Source organism: Nostoc sp. 'Peltigera membranacea cyanobiont' 213 (assembly GCF_002245975.1).
In the GTDB taxonomy this organism is placed as follows: Bacteria; Cyanobacteriota; Cyanobacteriia; order Cyanobacteriales; family Nostocaceae; genus Nostoc.
This window is the reverse complement of sequence record NZ_NOLI01000065.1, coordinates 25,015-41,916: the sequence shown is the minus strand read 5'-3', so window position 1 is coordinate 41,916 and position 16,902 is coordinate 25,015. Positions and strand designations below refer to the sequence as shown.

General features: G+C 42.8%; 18 protein-coding genes. 6 read left to right on the top strand and 12 right to left on the bottom strand.

The genetic code is table 11. From position 1 onward, the window contains the following. Positions 1-67: 67 nt before the first annotated feature. Positions 68-499, bottom strand: coding sequence for a TMEM165/GDT1 family protein (locus CDG77_RS18510; protein ID WP_094330805.1), 432 nt, complete (start codon positions 497-499; stop codon positions 68-70). A gap of 130 nt (positions 500-629) precedes the next feature. Continuing rightward, positions 630-980, bottom strand: a complete 351-nt coding sequence (locus CDG77_RS18505) for a YkgJ family cysteine cluster protein (RefSeq protein WP_094330804.1) — start codon at positions 978-980, stop codon at positions 630-632. A 726-nt stretch (positions 981-1,706) separates the two neighbouring features. Between CDG77_RS18505 and CDG77_RS35570 the strand changes: the two genes are divergently transcribed. Continuing rightward, positions 1,707-2,132 (top strand): hypothetical protein, encoded by a 426-nt coding sequence (locus tag CDG77_RS35570; protein WP_143857051.1) that lies wholly within the window; start codon positions 1,707-1,709, stop codon positions 2,130-2,132. A 227-nt stretch (positions 2,133-2,359) separates the two neighbouring features. Here CDG77_RS35570 and CDG77_RS37680 read toward each other — a convergent pair whose 3' ends face one another. After that, positions 2,360-2,506, bottom strand: a complete 147-nt coding sequence (locus tag CDG77_RS37680; protein ID WP_223269864.1) for a hypothetical protein — start codon at positions 2,504-2,506, stop codon at positions 2,360-2,362. 138 nt (positions 2,507-2,644) lie between these two features. Between CDG77_RS37680 and CDG77_RS18500 the strand changes: the two genes are divergently transcribed. The 4 genes from CDG77_RS18500 to CDG77_RS18485 all read left to right on the top strand — a co-directional run bounded on the left by CDG77_RS18500 (position 2,645) and on the right by CDG77_RS18485 (position 7,136). Further along, positions 2,645-3,118: a hypothetical protein gene (locus CDG77_RS18500; RefSeq protein ID WP_143857050.1), complete on the top strand. Its 474-nt coding sequence runs from the start codon at positions 2,645-2,647 to the stop codon at positions 3,116-3,118. Next, a complete protein-coding gene (locus tag CDG77_RS18495; protein WP_094330802.1) occupies positions 3,115-4,281 on the top strand; it encodes a PrsW family intramembrane metalloprotease in 1,167 nt (388 codons plus the stop codon). The genes CDG77_RS18500 and CDG77_RS18495 overlap by 4 nt, the downstream gene beginning before the upstream one ends. A gap of 81 nt (positions 4,282-4,362) precedes the next feature. Further along, positions 4,363-6,168: a mechanosensitive ion channel family protein gene (locus CDG77_RS18490; protein WP_223269863.1), complete on the top strand. Its 1,806-nt coding sequence runs from the start codon at positions 4,363-4,365 to the stop codon at positions 6,166-6,168. Between the two features lie 266 nt (positions 6,169-6,434). Then, complete coding sequence (locus CDG77_RS18485; RefSeq protein WP_094330801.1) at positions 6,435-7,136, top strand: hypothetical protein; 702 nt, start codon at positions 6,435-6,437, stop codon at positions 7,134-7,136. 231 nt (positions 7,137-7,367) lie between these two features. Here the strand turns inward: CDG77_RS18485 and CDG77_RS18480 are convergent, their stop codons facing one another. Next, positions 7,368-7,988 (bottom strand): hypothetical protein, encoded by a 621-nt coding sequence (locus CDG77_RS18480; protein WP_094330807.1) that lies wholly within the window; start codon positions 7,986-7,988, stop codon positions 7,368-7,370. Between the two features lie 343 nt (positions 7,989-8,331). Here CDG77_RS18480 and psb30 point away from each other — a divergent pair, with 343 nt between their 5' ends. After that, a complete protein-coding gene (psb30, locus tag CDG77_RS18475; protein WP_069068686.1) occupies positions 8,332-8,475 on the top strand; it encodes a photosystem II reaction center protein Ycf12/Psb30 in 144 nt (47 codons plus the stop codon). 122 nt (positions 8,476-8,597) lie between these two features. Here psb30 and CDG77_RS18470 read toward each other — a convergent pair whose 3' ends face one another. The 8 genes from CDG77_RS18470 to CDG77_RS18435 form a co-directional block, all read right to left on the bottom strand. Further along, complete coding sequence (locus CDG77_RS18470; protein WP_094330800.1) at positions 8,598-10,706, bottom strand: single-stranded-DNA-specific exonuclease RecJ; 2,109 nt, start codon at positions 10,704-10,706, stop codon at positions 8,598-8,600. Between the two features lie 82 nt (positions 10,707-10,788). Then, complete coding sequence (locus CDG77_RS18465; RefSeq protein ID WP_094330799.1) at positions 10,789-11,214, bottom strand: hypothetical protein; 426 nt, start codon at positions 11,212-11,214, stop codon at positions 10,789-10,791. 278 nt (positions 11,215-11,492) lie between these two features. Next, positions 11,493-11,693, bottom strand: a complete 201-nt coding sequence (locus CDG77_RS18460; RefSeq protein ID WP_223269862.1) for a hypothetical protein — start codon at positions 11,691-11,693, stop codon at positions 11,493-11,495. Between the two features lie 138 nt (positions 11,694-11,831). Continuing rightward, complete coding sequence (pstB, locus tag CDG77_RS18455) at positions 11,832-12,659, bottom strand: phosphate ABC transporter ATP-binding protein PstB (protein WP_094330797.1); 828 nt, start codon at positions 12,657-12,659, stop codon at positions 11,832-11,834. A 51-nt stretch (positions 12,660-12,710) separates the two neighbouring features. Next, positions 12,711-13,610 carry a phosphate ABC transporter permease PstA gene (gene pstA, locus CDG77_RS18450; protein WP_094330796.1) on the bottom strand — a complete coding sequence of 300 codons (900 nt, stop codon included), beginning with the start codon at positions 13,608-13,610 and terminating at the stop codon, positions 12,711-12,713. 6 nt (positions 13,611-13,616) lie between these two features. Then, entirely contained in the window at positions 13,617-14,558 is a 942-nt protein-coding gene (gene pstC, locus CDG77_RS18445; protein WP_094330795.1) for a phosphate ABC transporter permease subunit PstC, read from the bottom strand. A 50-nt stretch (positions 14,559-14,608) separates the two neighbouring features. Further along, positions 14,609-15,610: a PstS family phosphate ABC transporter substrate-binding protein gene (locus tag CDG77_RS18440; RefSeq protein ID WP_094330794.1), complete on the bottom strand. Its 1,002-nt coding sequence runs from the start codon at positions 15,608-15,610 to the stop codon at positions 14,609-14,611. Between the two features lie 70 nt (positions 15,611-15,680). Then, positions 15,681-16,838, bottom strand: a complete 1,158-nt coding sequence (locus tag CDG77_RS18435; protein ID WP_094330793.1) for a sulfate ABC transporter substrate-binding protein — start codon at positions 16,836-16,838, stop codon at positions 15,681-15,683. Positions 16,839-16,902 lie beyond the last annotated feature (64 nt).

The window sequence follows — 16,902 nt, the reverse complement described above, 5'->3', positions numbered from 1 at the left end:
ATGACTAATGACTAATGACTAATGACTAATGACTAATGACTAATGACTAATGACTAATGACTAATGACTAATGACTAGTAAATACATCCCAAAACAACATTAGAGAAATTACCAACAACATCACGCCTGCTGATTTTTCTACAGTTTTTGGGCTGAGTCGGCTGGATATCCAACTGCCTAAAAGCACACCCAATAAGCTGGTGGTTATCAATGCCGCCGCCGATCCGATAAATACCACCCACGGCGAATGAGATTGTGCGCTCATTAACAGAGTGGATAACTGAGTTTTATCTCCAATTTCTGCTAGAAAAATGGTTACAAAAGTTGTACCAAAAACTACTAACACTGATTCCTGCTTTTGACGACTCTCGGCAACTACAGGCTGAACTGGCTGGGCGATCGCAGGAGTTAAGCTAAAATCATTGCTGTCTTTAAGTTCTAGCTCGATGTCAGTCTGAGCTATGCCAGAAATCTCCAAAGGTGCAGAGTCAAGTTTCACAGGCAGTAGTTTTGGTTGCTAGATTGTTTTCATATTTCTATCATATTCTCAGATTGTTGTAATAAATTGCAACTACATAATAAATAAAGACAAAAAAATTATGGGGTGTCTTTGTGTGCTTGCATCCTGCTTACAGCCCAACAGCTTTATCGAAGCGTAGAATTTCTAAGCTGCGATCGCCGTATACTCCTTCTATTTGCTGACGACAGCAGTCAATAGCAAAATCGTTGACTTCTTCAGGTTCAACCCCATACATATCTTGAAAAACTTCTGATTCCACGCGGCAGAAACGAGGACGATCTGCGTAGATCCGACATTCTCGCGTGGTCTGGTCGAAATTAACGCACCATCCATCTTCACCTACCATGCTGAAATAGAGTTCTAGTTCTGGTGGAGAGAGATACTCATCCAAATCTGGACGATCTGCTGGTTCGAGATTACAGCAGGCTCCACATTGCTTTACACATTGCCAAGTTGCCATAGGGAGTGGGGAATAGGGAATGAGGCGAGTAACGCACGATCTAGAATCAGTCGCGGTCTTTGACTTAGCAAAGCCCAGGATGCTCCATGACAACCTAGCACGAACTTAGTTTTCAAAGTTCCCTGCACATAAAAAAAGATACAATTCTCAAGTAGCAATAGTTTTGAGATAGAGATCATCTACCTTAATGGAAAAAACTATATAAGTAGGCAGGCACAAATAAATATAACTATGTAACGAAAAGTAAAAGCGGTGAAAACCTTGTGATTGCTTCACTTCGCTTTGCTACGTTCGCAATGACATAGTTATAAATTTTCTCACCCACCTACTTATGCTCAAATTATTTAACCGCTATCTTCTTGGAATATTTTAAGAAGATAAATTGTGGTGTGGTTTAATCTAGAAGTGTAATAAAAGTTTATTTTTTTATCAATAGTTGTGTTTAGCGATCGCACCTTTTTTCCTAACCTCACAAAATCGCATTGCTCCCTTCGATACTAGCTAATAGGTGAAAAATCTAGGTAAGTCTAAAGAAATACTAAAGGCAAAACGATAAAACAAAAATCAAGATACATTTAGGTAGATTTGAATACCATCAACAACATAGTACCAATCTTCAAATTTGCAGATTAATACTTTTGCTTGGGGTAATTTAATTAAGCTGAACGGTTTGCTGATTAATTAGAACAATAAGCAATGAACTGCTTGCCACGGAGAAACTATCACATGAAAAACTCTGCCTTGACTCTTATTCGTAGTATTTTAGCCGCCTCGGTCATCACCACATCGCTCACATTTAGCTTCACTGCACCGTCGTTAGCTCAAGCTCATACGACCGTACGGTTTTCCGCTGGCAAAGACAACACTTTTATACGGTCTTCGATTACGGGCAACCAATACCATGACTACATTCTAAATGCGCGGGCAGGGCAGAGGCTGTCGGTTTCGTTGATTACCAATGGAGCAGCATACTTCAACATTCTCTCACCAGGCAGCACAGATCGGGCAATTTATAACAGCTCAATATCGGGCAACGATGGAAGCGTTCGTTTGTCACAGAGTGGCAACTATATAGTTCGTGTGTATCTAAAGGGTGGCAATAAGGACAGAAATCGAACGATTCCTTTTAAACTTTCAGTCGGTATCTTGTAATGCTTGCTTATCAATACTAGACATCTTGCAAAAGTAACAAATGCCAAGATGTCGGGGAAAGGTCAAAGGGAAAGGGGAAATTCCATCCCTTTCCCCTTTCCCTTACTTATGCAAGAAGTCTACTAAACAAAAGCTTGAAAAGCGTCACAGCAGCAATGCGTTTATTGCATCGCTCCTAACGGTTTTCTCGATCGCTGGAAGTGCAACAGTCTAAACATCTCCAAGTATTATGCGCGGGATCTTAGGCGGAAATTTTCTGCCCAATTTTCTGCCCAATTTTCTGCCCAATATATATTTCGGCGGCTACCAACAACCATCTTTTGAGATATGGCAAGACACAAATCACCCTCATCAGCTTCACGCCTGTTTAGCACCGCAAAAAGGAAAATTGTATGTCCTCCCTAAGACACGAACCCCCTGTACCGGTTGAATATCGACTGCTTGGACTCGATCGCCGACTCATTTGGCCGACGGTAAGCGTTTATCTTGTGGTGTTTTTATGGTCGGGAGTCATGCCAGCCATCAACGAGGCTGTTCATAACAAGGAGGTTTTAGCAGGGACAGCTTATAATGTCGGTCCCGTAAGTTTTACGCCAACCCAAGGCTGGGTGATAACTAAGGCCCCATTCCCTGCCGGGAGTTCATCAAACGCAGTGGTCTTCAAAGATGGTGTCACGTTTAGCGTCAAAAGCGGTGTCTGGAGGGGAACTGCCGAGGAACTCCTCAACCAGATCCTGAAAGACCAGAATGAATTTGTTGTCGAGGGTAAAACAGTTCCCGTTACAACACTGCAAAAGGTTGTCGGAGTAGCTAAGAGAATTAATGGTCCCGACTATACTGGTCTACTGCTCGCATACGTCGATCGCAAGGGTCAGGCAGTCGAAGTGATTGTGAAGGGCCCGGCCGCTACCTCCACACAACTGGAGCAACCGATCGCTGACATGATTAAGAGCATCACATTTAAACCAAAGGAGGGCGATTCGTGACCAGCACAGCAAAGAGTGAGGACACAATCCGCAAGGCTGCCATCGATCGTTCGGGCTGGAGCTATCCCGTCCGATTTTTTCAGCCGCACAACCCGGCGTGCTACCTGTATTGGTTGCTCGTGCTGAAAGGCATTTACGTCTTCTGCGGACTTTTGTTCGGCAGCGCCATCTATCCCAGCGCTCTGTTTATTGCTCTCTCCTCTCAGGCACTGTATTGCCTGCCTTGGATCTGGTTTCTCACGCACAAAGATCGGTATGAACGTGAGCCAGCCAAGCTCGCGCTGCTCGGCTTCCTCTGGGGCGGACTAGTAGCGCCGTGGGTCATGGCGCTCCCTGGCAATGGTGCAATCCTATCGCTATTTGCGAAGCTGACCAGTTTCGACTTTTATAGCCATTGGAGTCCGGCCCTGACGGCACCCATCGTGGAGGAAAGCTCCAAATTCGTCGGTCTCGTCATGCTCGCTTTACTAGCACGCAACCATGTCCGCAACGCCTACGACGGGTTTCTGCTTGGTGGGTTTGTGGGTCTCGGCTTTCAGGTCTTTGAAAACGTTTCTTACATTGTGGGTGCCCCCGACGCAAGCTTTGGGTCGCAGCAGGTTGCTAATGCGTTGCTGGTGTTAGTATCGCGCACATCGGTCGGTTTCTGGAGTCACTCGCTCTTCACGGCGGTTGCGGGTACGGGGTTTGGCTACTTCCTCGAAGCGAAAAATCGCTCGTTCGGCCATCGGCTCGCGGTTTTGGTAGGTTTCTTTCTGTTGGCTTGTCTGGCTCATGGCTGTTGGGATGCCATTGGCGGGTTTATCGGTTTCGGGCCCATCGGCATCGCCATTGGAACGGTTGCGATTTTGCTTGCGTGGCGGTTCTCCGAGCAGCGTCAGCGCAAGTTTGTCCGCGTCCTGCTGGCTGACGACGTTGCAAACGGAATCGTGACAGAAGCCGAACTGGCTGCGATTTCTAACCGACCGAGAAATCGGCGAGCTTACCTCAGAGAAATCAAGTCCTCATTCGGGCCTGACGCGGCAAAACGCGCTGGGTTCATACTCGATGCGGCGATCGATCTGGCAGCAGCAATTGCATCTACGGACAATCTCGATAGTCCGGCAGCCAAAGCCGCGCGTGCGGAGATTGCGAGGGTGCGCGGTGCAGCACAGTTAGGTTGATTAGAGTAGATTCCAGCCGAAATGCCGAGGCGATCGAGAGTGCCTGATACAGTAGAGCATGGCTCCAAAAGCAAGGTGAGCATGGCTTCAAGATCGAGTTGCTCAATCACTTTACCAGAGATTATGTTCCTGTTTAATCGCTCCCTCCATTCAATAATTCGGTTTGTGATAGTCAGTGTGATGACGATCGCAATGGTGCTTGGTTGGAGTGCGATCGCTCACAGTCAACTGCCTTCCTTACCTACCGCAGCCTCCAACGATCCGCGCCAGGCGCCTAGTGGTGTTACCCGCCTCGGTATGTATGAAATTGCCTCTGTGCATTCACCCTTAGACAGAAACTTATTGTTTGAGATTGTCTCTCCCACTGTTTTTAATCGTAGCCAACCGCCAGACGGATCTCTTCCAGTAGAGATCCGTGCCGAAGAAATTACGCAACGGCTGATCCGAGCGCTCGACCGAACTAACAAAGCTAAACAAACTCCTGTGGTTTCTATTGCCATTTTGAATAAGGATTTAATCCTCCAGCTGAGTGACGATCGAACGACCCGTCCTTTAAGGCTGGTAACAGTAACAGAGCCAGATGGTGACTACCACGGGAAAACTCTGGAAGAATTGGCGCAGGAGTGGCAAAAAATATTACAAGCAGAAGTAGAACGCATTAATAGACTCTTCTCGCATGAGATATTGTGGCAACGAATTGTACAGGCAATGCAAATCAGCATCGGCTTAGTGTTGGGGAGCGTTGCGTTGTGGTTACTGCGGCGAACTTTAATTCGCAAACAGACGGCATTGGAAGTTCGCCATCAAGAGCAGATAGCTGCGGTAAAACAGGGTGTGGTCAAGCGAGCTGAGGGAGAAACATCCACAACTATTCACACAATAGAAACCAGCGAAAAGAAAACAGATGCAGACACGATCGCCCATCAGCGATCGCAGTTTCTAGAAACGATCCGACGACAGTTCAGCCTCAAGCGCCAACTGGGGATCTATTCTCTGCTCACATGGCTACTATTTTGGGCATTTATTCTGATGTGGTACATCGGGATTGTGGTCATTATGTATAACGTCCCCTACCTCATGAGATGGTCAAAGGACGCTTTAGCCAGGCCCCTGGCGCTACTGATTATTTGGTTTTTCATCAGTCTTGTTATTCGGCTCGGCAAAACCTTAATTGACCGCCTCACTGATGTCTGGACAACGCATTCCTCTCTTCCTTTGAGTGAAACTCAACGGATTGCGTTGCGAGCTGCAACAGTTTCCGGGGCACTCAAAGGATTAATCACCTTTATTTTCATTACCTTCGGTATCTTGCATTCTCTAAAAATATTTAATATGCCCACCAGTTCAATTTTGGCAGGGGGCGCTGTCATCGGTATTGCAATTTCTCTTGGTTCCCAAAGTCTAATTAAAGATTTGGTCAATGGCTGCTTGATTTTGATGGAGGATCAATTTGCTGTGGGAGATGTAATTGAGATCGGGGACAAAAGCGGACTGGTGGAAAATCTCAATCTACGGGTGACTCAACTACGTAATAACGAAGGTAAACTAATTACCATTCCCAATAGCAATATCACGAGTGTCAGCAATCTAACTCGCCTCTGGTCGCGGGTAGACTTTTCCATTGTAGTGGCGTATGAAAACGATCCAAAGCAGGTTTTAGAGATTCTCAAGCAAGTATCCAAACAATTGTATAGCGAAGTAGAATGGCGCGATCGCCTGCCAGAATCGCCCCAAGTGTTGGGGATTGATGACCTATCTCATACAGGTATGTCAGTGCGCGTCTGGATTAAAACCGCACCTATGGAACAATGGAGCGTTGGGCGAGAGTTCCGTCTACGGGTACGGCAAGCTTTTGAAGCTAACAATATTCAAATTGACGTAAATTGAGCATTGTCAGATGGAAACGAATAACTTATCAGAACCGCTAAAATCTGTTGCGATCGCTCTGGATTATTGGCTTCAATTAGCTTATTTTGAATTCAAAAATTGGATCTCAAAATACTGACTTTACCATTCAACCTCTTGGTGATAGAGTGATCCAATCAACAGTTATCGGTTAAGAATTGTAAGTCAATTGAGAGTCAGTTAACTGTTGACTGTTGACTGTTCACTGATTTAATTAATATCTATTCAAAACAACAATCAACATAACAATGAAAACATTGCAAGCTTTAACGCCGATCGCGCTGGGTTTACTGACACTTACAGTCGCAAGTTCTGTGAATGCTCAAGCGATAATCGATACTGTAGATAATGGTAATTTAAGTGTCACGGGGATGACACGAGGAAGCGGTTGCACTGCCCTTTTTAGTCCTCGAGGGGAGCTACTTCAAAATGGTCGTTCCTGTAGTTCAAGAGAAATTGGTAAAGCTCAAGCTGCGATCGATACCTATCTCCGGGAGCAAGGCGCACCTGAGCGCAACAGTAGCAACTCAATGCGGCAAAGACTGACCTTAATCTGCTACGGTGAAGGTCGCAAGCCAGGTATTGAAAGCCGCAATAGCTATGAATGGAACTCAAGTCGTCATCGCTATGAACTGCAAAATCGTATAGAGTCTTCGACAGACGAGTTCGATTCCGAGGTTCAAGTCGAGATTCGTAATATGCAGGGAAAAATTCATCTGGCCGGAAAGCTCATCCCACCAATTAATTCAGGCGGTACTGATGGATGGTGGAACCTCAAGGATCTCCGTGTCACACCTGAGCAAATCACGGGAAAATACCAAGTAAATGGGCTAAATCATCCGCGTGTTGAGATCGATCGACGCAGTGGACGGATTGCCATTAATGGGATTGAGAATTTCCGTGGTACTTGCGATTCCGGCGACTGGAGCAATAGCAGAACTCGTTTCTAATCTGGTTACTTTTTGTCTAAATCCCAACAAGTAAGGCCAGTTCATCCTGGCCTTTGCCAATGGCGGTAGAGATGCGGTAACTGTATTTGGGAATGCGGCGAATAACGCATCATCTAGAATCGATCGCTGTTGTGACTGCTAAAAGCAAATTTTGAAGCTTCATGTTAAAAATGTCTCGTGATTATTGAGGAAAATAACGAATCCGAATTGGATTGTTTGTCCAGATAGCAACTATTTCTTACAATCCTCTGGACTCCCTGTGTAAACAATTGATTGGTAGCGTCCTTGGTCTGTTCGGATCGTTACACAGTAGTTAGTTCTGCCTTCTAGCCAGTAGCCGTAGCCCGAATCATCACTCTTGACCCATCGATAGCCCCGTTGTTTCACTGTGTTTTCTGCCTGTCCTGCCCTTGCCCCCACTAGATCGCCCAACCGAGAGACGGTAGTACCCGCTTCAGGCTGACGCCTAGCAGCACTACGATTTCTGTTACCTGAGTTTTGTCGATTAGCAGATGTATCCCAATAGACAAAAATCGACTCATTGGCGAGACGATAAATCTGTCCTCGATCGCCAAGTCCAGATTGTCGATAAGCAGCATCACCATTTCGATCGCGATAATTGCCGGGTCGATTACCCGAAGGGAGCAGGTCATAGCTATTACCATTTTCCAGTTGAATGCTAACCGCACCCTGCCGTTGGGAAAAGGTACAGGGGCCAGAAGATGTGGCGCGGTCTTCTCCTTTTGGGAATACATCGCAACGCGCATTCACGGTATCGGCTTTGACAGATATGGGAAAACTTACCGAAGCGATCGCCAGTGCTACCGCTAAAAACGAATTTGAAGATTTCATCACCATAAAGCTCCTGAATTAATGACAACGAAGATAGCATTTTATATCATCCCCTAAATATGCGTTTGCTAGTTGACATTTGCAAACCATTCTTAAACAGACAATGGGGAAATTAATTTCCAATGCCCAACACTTCGACTCTTTTCGACTTCGCTCAAGGCAAGTCGCTCAGTACAAGTGCGTCATCCCCCATGCCCAATCCCCTTATTTTACGTTTTTATGTCTTTTCTTATAATTTTGTTAAGTAAATTAAATCCAACAGGCCATAGACAGATATGATCGATTGCGGGCTTTGTAATTAAGTTATTGAATTTTTTAAGACAATTGAAAGGAGAAAAGGAAAATGTTTGACGCTGTATCTGACTTGTTTAACGCTTTTACCAGTATCAATTGGGAAGTTATCTTCCAATTACTATCTGTGGCGCTAATCGTAATTGCTGGCCCAGCAGTAATCTTTGTGCTGGCATTTCGCAACGGCAATTTATAAGAATACTGAGTGCTGATTGAGAGTGAAGAGTTAGGAGTGAGAAATTAAATTTTATTCTTAACTCATACTTGTAACTAATAAATCAGCACTCACAGTGTCATAATCACAAAGGACAAGTTATATTAAGAACTTTTAACTGATAACGCTTGAAGGGCAGCTTGGATAATATTGTCATACTGTGGTTGAGAGATATCAACTTCTTTAGCGTTTTGACGATTAGTGCCGAGCAAACCAATTATATGTCCTGGCTGCATGGCTAAGACTTTGCCTTCAGAATTTTTAATTCTTAATTCTGCTTCAATACCGTTTTTATAGAAACCACAAGTATACTGTCGCTGGTTGTACTCAAAAGTTGTACTTGACTGGATAGGCGGCGAAGCAAAAAATTGTTGAAGCTGAATTGGTAGTCTAACACCGATTAACTCTAACTCGATGGTGGTGTTACCGTTAAAGTAATTTTCTCGCAGTTTGTAAGCTACATCCGCTCGCGGTGGTAAGCGGAAGTAGTCGCCCCAACGCCAAGCGATCGCTTTAATTCTATACTCCTGATTATCAATAGTTTGGGCAATTGTCAGTTTGATGTGACCCTTACCAACGATTTTTTGCTCAACCACTTGGACATTAGGTGTCCAGAAAACTGGATCGGGGTTGTCCATACCGCAGGGGTGGAGAGCATTAAGCTGTTGATAAAGCTGCTGATTGAGATGATTGAGGTTGACTTCGGCATCAATTTTGAGCAGAGGCTTGAGATGCTGGGGTTCAAGACACTGGTTAGCAAACTCAATCAAACGCGATCGCAACACCTGTAAATTCTCTGCTGGTAGAGAGAATCCCCCAGCCGCTTTGTGTCCGCCAAATTTCCCTAGTAAATCGTGACAATATTCCAAAGCTTCAAACACATGAAACTCTGGAATTGAGCGTGCAGAACCGCGTATATGTTTATCATCTTCATAAGTACCGATAAACACGGGTACACCGTAGCGTTCTACCAAGCGGGAGGCGACAATGCCAATAACGCCGTGATGCCAATTGGGTTGAACAACAATTAATACCCGGTCTTGTTGTAGAGATGTAACAAATTCTGTCTCTACATAAGCGATCGCTTCTTGTTCAATTTGCTGACACATCTCCTGGCGACTGGCATTTATTTGTTCGCACTGCATTGCTCTTTCCAGCGCCACCCCCATATCATCTGTAGTCAGCAATTCAATGACAGTCTGGGGATTACCAATCCGACCGATAGCATTAATTCGCGGCCCCAGGCGAAACCCAATATCTTCAGGCTTCAACGATTTAGGATTTGAGGAGTTAGGAATATTGAATTTTTTCTCCCCTACTCCCCCTGCTTCCCCTGCTTTCTCATCTCCCCTCGCCTGCACGCCACCTACCTGAATTAACGCTTGTATTCCAGCTAAGTTGGATTTGGGTAAATGCTGTAAACCACGTTTCACCCAACGGCGATTTACACCAGTTAAGGGGGCTAAATCTGCGATCGTTCCCAGCGTAAACAGTGCTAGCATCGGCTGGATCAATCCCTTCGTCTCGCCTAGCTGTTGTGCTAAAGACACTGCCAAAATATAGGCAACACCAACACCAGCAACACCCCGATAAGGTGACGATTCCGCTATTAGCTTAGGATTGAGGATAGCGTTAGCTGGTGGTAATTTTTGGGGGATATCGTGATGATCGGTGATAATCACTGCTAAACCAAGTTCTCTAGCTCTAGCGACTGGTTCAAACGCAGAGATGCCATTATCTACAGTCAGAATTAACCCTACGCCTTCGCTGTGGAATTCTTCAACTATGCGTTTATTAATACCGTAGCCTTCATGCATCCGGCTGGGAATAGCATAATCTACATGTGCGCCTAAAGTGCGGAGACTACGCAAAAGCAGAGCAGTGCTAGTCATTCCATCAGCATCGTAATCACCACAAATAGCAATTTTTGTTTGAGAAGCGATCGCATTTTCCAACAACTCCAAACTAATTGCCAAATCTGGGAAATCTTCTAACGGCGAAGGTAAAACTAAAGACTCTGGATTTAAAAATGCTTGTGCCTGTTCTGGTGTTTCAATCCCCCGATTAATCAATAACTGGCTGATAATCGGTGAAACATTTATTAAAACCGCCAACTTTTGGGCAAATTCTGGTTTCTGTGGATAAATTTGCCAGCGCTGATTAGGTAAGCGCCTGCTAGGTTTTGATAGCTCAGATACAGGTCGGTCTAGCACAATACAATTTAGGATTTTTTAGTTATGAGTGTTGAATTTTAAGTTGTTTCTTAACTCATAACTAATAACATTAATTTGCTATCTAAAACACATTTATCCTCCCATCATCCATAATATATAACGAGCGATCGCCTGGAGAGCGCCAAGTCGGACGGAGTTCTAGCCGCAATGTACCAAAGTTAGGTTTGGAGACTATTGCTTGTAGTGATAAACCCTTTTCGCTCCAAAATATCAGAGATGTATTTGGCTCAGTACCCTCTATTTGTTCTAGATTTAATTTCTGCCCTGGACTCAAGGATATTGCATCAGTCCCGGAGGGTTTTTGGATTTTAATCAAGTTTGGTGTACTATTTATAACTTCAACTCGGATGTATTGCCCAGGTGTAAACTGAATTGGGTGCGACCCACACTTAGAGGCACAAGTTCGAGCTAATGTAGCACTAGGATTATTGATTGATGCTACTACGATGGTAGCTGCAACTAAAGCCAACGACAGAGGCTTAAACATAATACACAGTATAAGTACTAAACTGAAATATTACTTCACTTTAGGACTATCAAGCCTCAGTATATTTTTCAGAATTACTTTGGTAATTCCCACTTATTAAATTCTTATAGGAATCCGGTTTGAATTCTGAAAATATCCGTAGGATGTGTTAGCGACTCTTTTTTTTGATATCTAGTTCTGTAAACGGGATAATGCCTTGGTCTTCAACAGCAATAACAATCTGTTTTATTTACTCCAGAATATTTTCGACATCTTCAGGATTTGCTTTTTCTAAAAATTTAATCGCTTTTTTGCGAAATTTTATTGCCATATCTTACCCAATCGGTCATATCAATTACTTCATCCTCAGCATCATCTGAAGGTATACCAAATTCGGCTTCAAGTTCGCGTTGCTCATCATCATTTATGTAAGGAATAAGAATTTGGCAAAGGCGAAGTCTTTCTTCTTGCAGAACTTCACACATCGTTTCTTTAATCAATGCTTTTTATTCATAGTTAGATATATATATATTACCTACTCTCAGCTTGTACGGGAGGAAAGGTTCAAGAGCAAATGAATAATAATCACTCACAAATGAATTTGGCTTTTACCTTTCCCCTCCTACTATGATGGCTCTTTAACCAAACCGTCCACTGATATAATCCTCAGCTTCTTTAGTTTGAGGGGAACTGAACATCTGGGCTGTCGGATTAAATTCAACTAATTTTCCGCGACGTTTGCCATATTCGTCAATTTCTGTATTAAAGAAAGCCGTGAAATCTGCCACTCTGGAAGCTTGCTGCATATTGTGTGTCACCATGATGATGGTGTATTGCTGCTTCAGTTCTAAGCAGAGTTCTTCTACTAGGCGGCTAGAAATCGGGTCGAGAGCAGAACATGGTTCATCCATTAATAATACATCTGGCTTCATTGCGATCGCACGGGCTATGCAAAGTCGTTGCTGTTGTCCGCCAGATAATGCAGTTCCCTTCTCTTTGAGTTTATCTTTGACTTCATCCCAGATAGCAGCGCGTCTGAGGGAATCTTCCACCAATTCATCAATGTTACCTTTGTAACCGTTAGAACGCGGGCCAAAGGCAATATTTTCGTATATTGACTTGGGGAAAGGATTCGGTCTTTGAAAAACCATTCCAACTTGGCGGCGTAATTTGACAGAATTTATCTTAGGATCGTAAATATTGCGATCGCGATAATTAAGTCTACCCTCAACCTTAGCTCCAGGGATTAAATCATTCATCCGGTTGAAGCAGCGCAGTAAGGTACTTTTACCACATCCTGAAGGGCCAATAAAAGCAATAATTTGTTTATTAGGAATCTTTAGATAGACATCTAAAAGTGCCAGAAATCCCCCATAAAAGACCTTTACACCTTCAACATTGAAGACACTCTTCTCTTGATCGATTGTGGCACTATCTGATTGACTTCTATGATTGCTATAAGTCATTTAGCTGTTCTCCTAATATTCGTAAATTTATCCAATTAGATATTTAATTACCTAACGGATTGAGAAGCGTTGCCTGATATAAATTGCTACACCATTTAAAGCTAAAATCAAGACTAACAACGCAATAATTGTGGCTGCTGCTGCACTAGCAAAACCCGGTTCAGGACGAGTGATATAACTATAGATTTGAATGGGTAATGCCATAAATCTCTGAAACAAGCCAGGGTCAAAAGTGAGAAAACCCACAGCACCAACAACAATTAGAGACGCTGCATCACCAATTGCACGGGATACAGAAATAATCACGCCGGTCAAAATACCAGGGACAGCGTATGGTAAAACGTGACTGCTGATAGTTCGCCATTTGGTGACACCTAAGCCGTAAGAAGCATTTCTCAGAGAATCTGGGACAGCCCGAATTGCTTCTCTAGCTGTCACAATAATTACTGGTAAAGACAGCAAAGATAAAGTCAATGCACCAGAAATCAAAGCGGGGCCAAACCCAAGCAAATAATTGAAAACTCCTAAACCCAGCAATCCATAGACAATAGAAGGTACTCCCGCCAGATTACTGATGTTAATCTCAATAATCGCTGTCCACCAAACTTTAGGTGCATACTCTTCTAGATATAAAGCGGCTCCCACACCAATAGGGACAGTTACTAAAATCACAACAGATCCTAAAAGAACACTGCTGATAATTGCAGGACGAATACCACCTTGGTCAGGAAAACGAGAAGGAGTTTCTGTGAGAAAGCCTGGTGATAAAAATCTGCCTAATCCATCTCGAAAAATATCAAAAAGTAGCAATGCTAGGACAAATAAACCAATCAGTAATCCTAACAAAAAAAGTACTTCAAAAACTTTCCCTAATGTCTCCCTACTCTCAACATTATCGGTAAATTCTGCCGCAGAATCTAGAGAATCGTCTTGTTGATAACTTGTAGCCATATCTATTTAGTCGTATTTTTCTTTAAAGCGATTAGCAACCCAATAACTAACAATATTCAAAGCTAGGGTAAGTATAAATAGAACAGCGCCTACAGCATATAATGTCTTGAAATTGAGACTACCACGCGGACTATCTCCACCAGAAATTTGCGCCATGTAAGCTGTCATGGTTTCTACTGATTCCATGAAGTTAACAGTTAGTCTTGGTTGTTGTCCGGCGGCAATGAGGACAGTCATTGTTTCACCCACAGCACGAGAAATACCCAAAATAATAGAGGCGATGATTCCAGAAAGTGCGGCTGGTAGAACTACTTTAAAAATGGCTTCCAGTTTAGTGATACCTAAAGCATAAGCTCCTTCTCGTAAAGAACGTGGGACTGCTTTAATAGCATCTAAGCTGATAGAACCAACAGTAGGAGTAATCATTATCCCCATCATTAACCCTGCACTCAAAGCGTTGAATATTTCCAGAGGCATAAGATTCCGCAGCAATGGTGTAAGGAACAACAGCGCAAAGTAACCATATACTACTGTTGGGATTCCTGCCAAAAGTTCCACTGCTGGGCGTAAAATTGCTGCTACTTTGGGTTGAGCATATTCACTCAAATAAATGGCAGAAGATAAACCCAAAGGAATAGCAACCGCCATAGCAATAGCTGTAGTCAATAAAGTGCCATTAATCAAAGGCCAAACGCCAAAATGTTTATTGGCAAATAGAGGTGTCCATTTAGTATCAAGAAAGAATTGAGCAAACGAGACTTCTTGGAAAAAACTGAATGTCTCCTGAAAAATAATTAGAACAATACCAAAGGTTGTCAAAACTGAAACTAAAGCACAAGCAAATAAAATTGCTGCAACAATCTTTTCTGATATATCTTCAGAAGCATTTTTATCCAGTGATTGTCTGGATAGTAGATAAGGATCGTCTTGATAATTAGTATTCTGCATAAACAGTTAAATTTTTGACTACAATCAGACTACAATAACTCAGACTTTCTTTAAATAAAGTTTGTGATTGGTTCACCCGGTTTTGCTTTTTTAAACTTTGTCCCAGTTTCACCAGTAGCAAATTTTCGTTTTACTTTGACATAAGCTTCATCAGGTAGTGCCACATAACCAACACTATCTACCCACTTCCAGGAATTTTCTAGATAAAAATCTACAAATTCTTTGACTGCTGGCTTACTATCTAAGGATTTTTTACTGACATAGATGAAGAGAGGACGAGACAAAGGTGTATAGATGTTTTTGATCACATTATCTACTGGAACTGGTTTTTCGCACTTTCCTATAGGGCTTTCTACAGCAACTAGATTCAGTTTTTCTTGATTTTGAATATAGTAAGATATCCCTACATAACCCAAAGCTGTTGCATCACCCGACACTCCTTGTACGAGAAGGTTTTGATTCTGAGTGGCAGTGTAGTCTGTACGGCCATTCTTGGCTTTGCCAGTCACAGCCTGAGTCATATAATCGAATGTTCCTGTATCCGAAGATGGAGCATACAACTTCAGATTTTCGTTAGGAAATTTGGAATTAACTTGATTCCATTTCAAGATTTTACCGTCTGATTTTCCGCCCCAAATTTTACCTAGTTCTTTAATAGTTAGACATTTGGCAAAGTTATTTTGGCGGTTGGCAATCACGGCGATACCATCTAAAGCTACAGGTAACTCGACAAATTTAATATTCTTACTTTGACATTTTTTGATTTCTTCATCTCTAATGGTGCGAGAAGCACCAGCTATATCAATATCGCCATTACAAAATTTACTGAAACCACCACCAGTACCACTTGAGGCAACGCTTACTTTCGCTTCAGGTTTGACTTTACCGTATTCTTCTGCAACTGCTAAAGAAATAGGAAAACCGACAGCTGCACCATCAATACTTACCTGACTTTTCTTTTCCTCGCTGCTGCTACAAGCAGTGGTACTGCTGGCAATAATCATTAAAAATATGAGGAGAAAGCTATCCTTAAATCTGCTACGAAAGCTCATAAATTATCAATTGGGTAAAGTGACCGAGAATTCTTTATACTTAGCTATCTGCTAGTAGATAATCTAGATATCATGCTTTGCTGGCAGCTTGAACTTTGTCAAAAATTGCTCCATCTCCAAAAAACTTTTTCTGAATAATATCCCAGCCACCTAAATCTTGAGATGTGAATAAAGTTTGAATTGGCTGATATTGTGATGCTACTTCTTGGGTGACAGTGGGGTTCACAGGACGATATTGTAATTTAGCAAATTCGCGTTGGGCTTCTGTAGAGTAAAGAAAATCAACAAATGCTTGGGCAATTTCCCTTGTACCGTGTTTATCAACGTTTTTATCAACTACAGCTACAGGATTATCAATGGAAATATTGACTTGGGGTACAACATAAGGTAATTTATTTCCATTTTTACCTGCTAAAATTACCTCGTTCTCGTAGTTGATTAAGACATCACCCTGATTTTTTTGAAAAAATAAATCGCTAGCTTCACGAGCATCTTTCGTCAGAATAGGAGTATTTTTATAAACTTTAGTCACGTAATCTAAGGCTGTGGCTTCGTCACCTCCATTTAGAGTTACCGAACCCCAAAAAGCCAAGAATTCCCAGATAGCAATACCAGAAGTTTTTGGGTTCGCCGCAATCACTTTCACGCCATCTTTTGCTAAGTCTGCCCAAGTATTTATACCTTTGGGATTGCCTTCGCGGGTAACGATCGCAGCAACCGATCTACTAACAATACCACTTCTGGGAGCTTTGGTTTCCCAACCCGTTTTAATCAAACCTGCAAGAGAAATTTTGTTGACATCTAGGGGAAGTGCCAAATGTACTATATCTGCTTCTTGCGAACCAGCAATCACAGCCGCCGCTTGAGCTACAGAACCGCCATAACTTTGCTCAAATGTGACGTTTTGATTATGTTCTTGCTTCCACTTTTCTACGAATTTGGGAATTATTTGGTCATGAGCCGCTTTGGTGACAGAGAAAGAAACGAGTTTCAGCTTAACATCATTTTTGCTAGCTGAACTGCTTCCAGAGCAGGAGGCAACTGTTATGCTCAAAAAAGCACCTATTAGAAACAGGCTCACAAAGCTTTGTAGAGTGTGTCTATTCAACCAATTTCTAATTTTGTGTTGATATGAGAGTTGTATGATCTGCCAAGCTTTCATGACATAAGACTGCATTCTCTCAATTAGTAATTTGCTTAAATGTGTTGATTGTTGCGACTGGCTCATCAGAATCACCCCTAAATCTACGGTATTTGTAAGCGGATACCGTAATTAAAAAGATTATAGGGTA

What these genes read in the sequence shown, in the direction of transcription:
- CDG77_RS18505 (WP_094330804.1), bottom strand. Translation starts at nt 980, where the DNA reads ATGGCAACTTGGCAATGTGTAAAGCAATGTGGAGCCTGCTGTAATCTC.
- CDG77_RS35570 (WP_143857051.1), top strand. Translation starts at nt 1,707, where the DNA reads ATGAAAAACTCTGCCTTGACTCTTATTCGTAGTATTTTAGCCGCCTCG.
- CDG77_RS18500 (WP_143857050.1), top strand. Translation starts at nt 2,645, where the DNA reads ATGCCAGCCATCAACGAGGCTGTTCATAACAAGGAGGTTTTAGCAGGG.
- CDG77_RS18490 (WP_223269863.1), top strand. Translation starts at nt 4,363, where the DNA reads ATGGCTTCAAGATCGAGTTGCTCAATCACTTTACCAGAGATTATGTTC.
- CDG77_RS18485 (WP_094330801.1), top strand. Translation starts at nt 6,435, where the DNA reads ATGAAAACATTGCAAGCTTTAACGCCGATCGCGCTGGGTTTACTGACA.
- CDG77_RS18480 (WP_094330807.1), bottom strand. Translation starts at nt 7,988, where the DNA reads ATGAAATCTTCAAATTCGTTTTTAGCGGTAGCACTGGCGATCGCTTCG.
- psb30 (WP_069068686.1), top strand. Translation starts at nt 8,332, where the DNA reads ATGTTTGACGCTGTATCTGACTTGTTTAACGCTTTTACCAGTATCAAT.
- CDG77_RS18465 (WP_094330799.1), bottom strand. Translation starts at nt 11,214, where the DNA reads ATGTTTAAGCCTCTGTCGTTGGCTTTAGTTGCAGCTACCATCGTAGTA.
- pstB (WP_094330797.1), bottom strand. Translation starts at nt 12,659, where the DNA reads ATGACTTATAGCAATCATAGAAGTCAATCAGATAGTGCCACAATCGAT.
- pstA (WP_094330796.1), bottom strand. Translation starts at nt 13,610, where the DNA reads ATGGCTACAAGTTATCAACAAGACGATTCTCTAGATTCTGCGGCAGAA.
- pstC (WP_094330795.1), bottom strand. Translation starts at nt 14,558, where the DNA reads ATGCAGAATACTAATTATCAAGACGATCCTTATCTACTATCCAGACAA.
- CDG77_RS18440 (WP_094330794.1), bottom strand. Translation starts at nt 15,610, where the DNA reads ATGAGCTTTCGTAGCAGATTTAAGGATAGCTTTCTCCTCATATTTTTA.
- CDG77_RS18435 (WP_094330793.1), bottom strand. Translation starts at nt 16,838, where the DNA reads ATGAGCCAGTCGCAACAATCAACACATTTAAGCAAATTACTAATTGAG.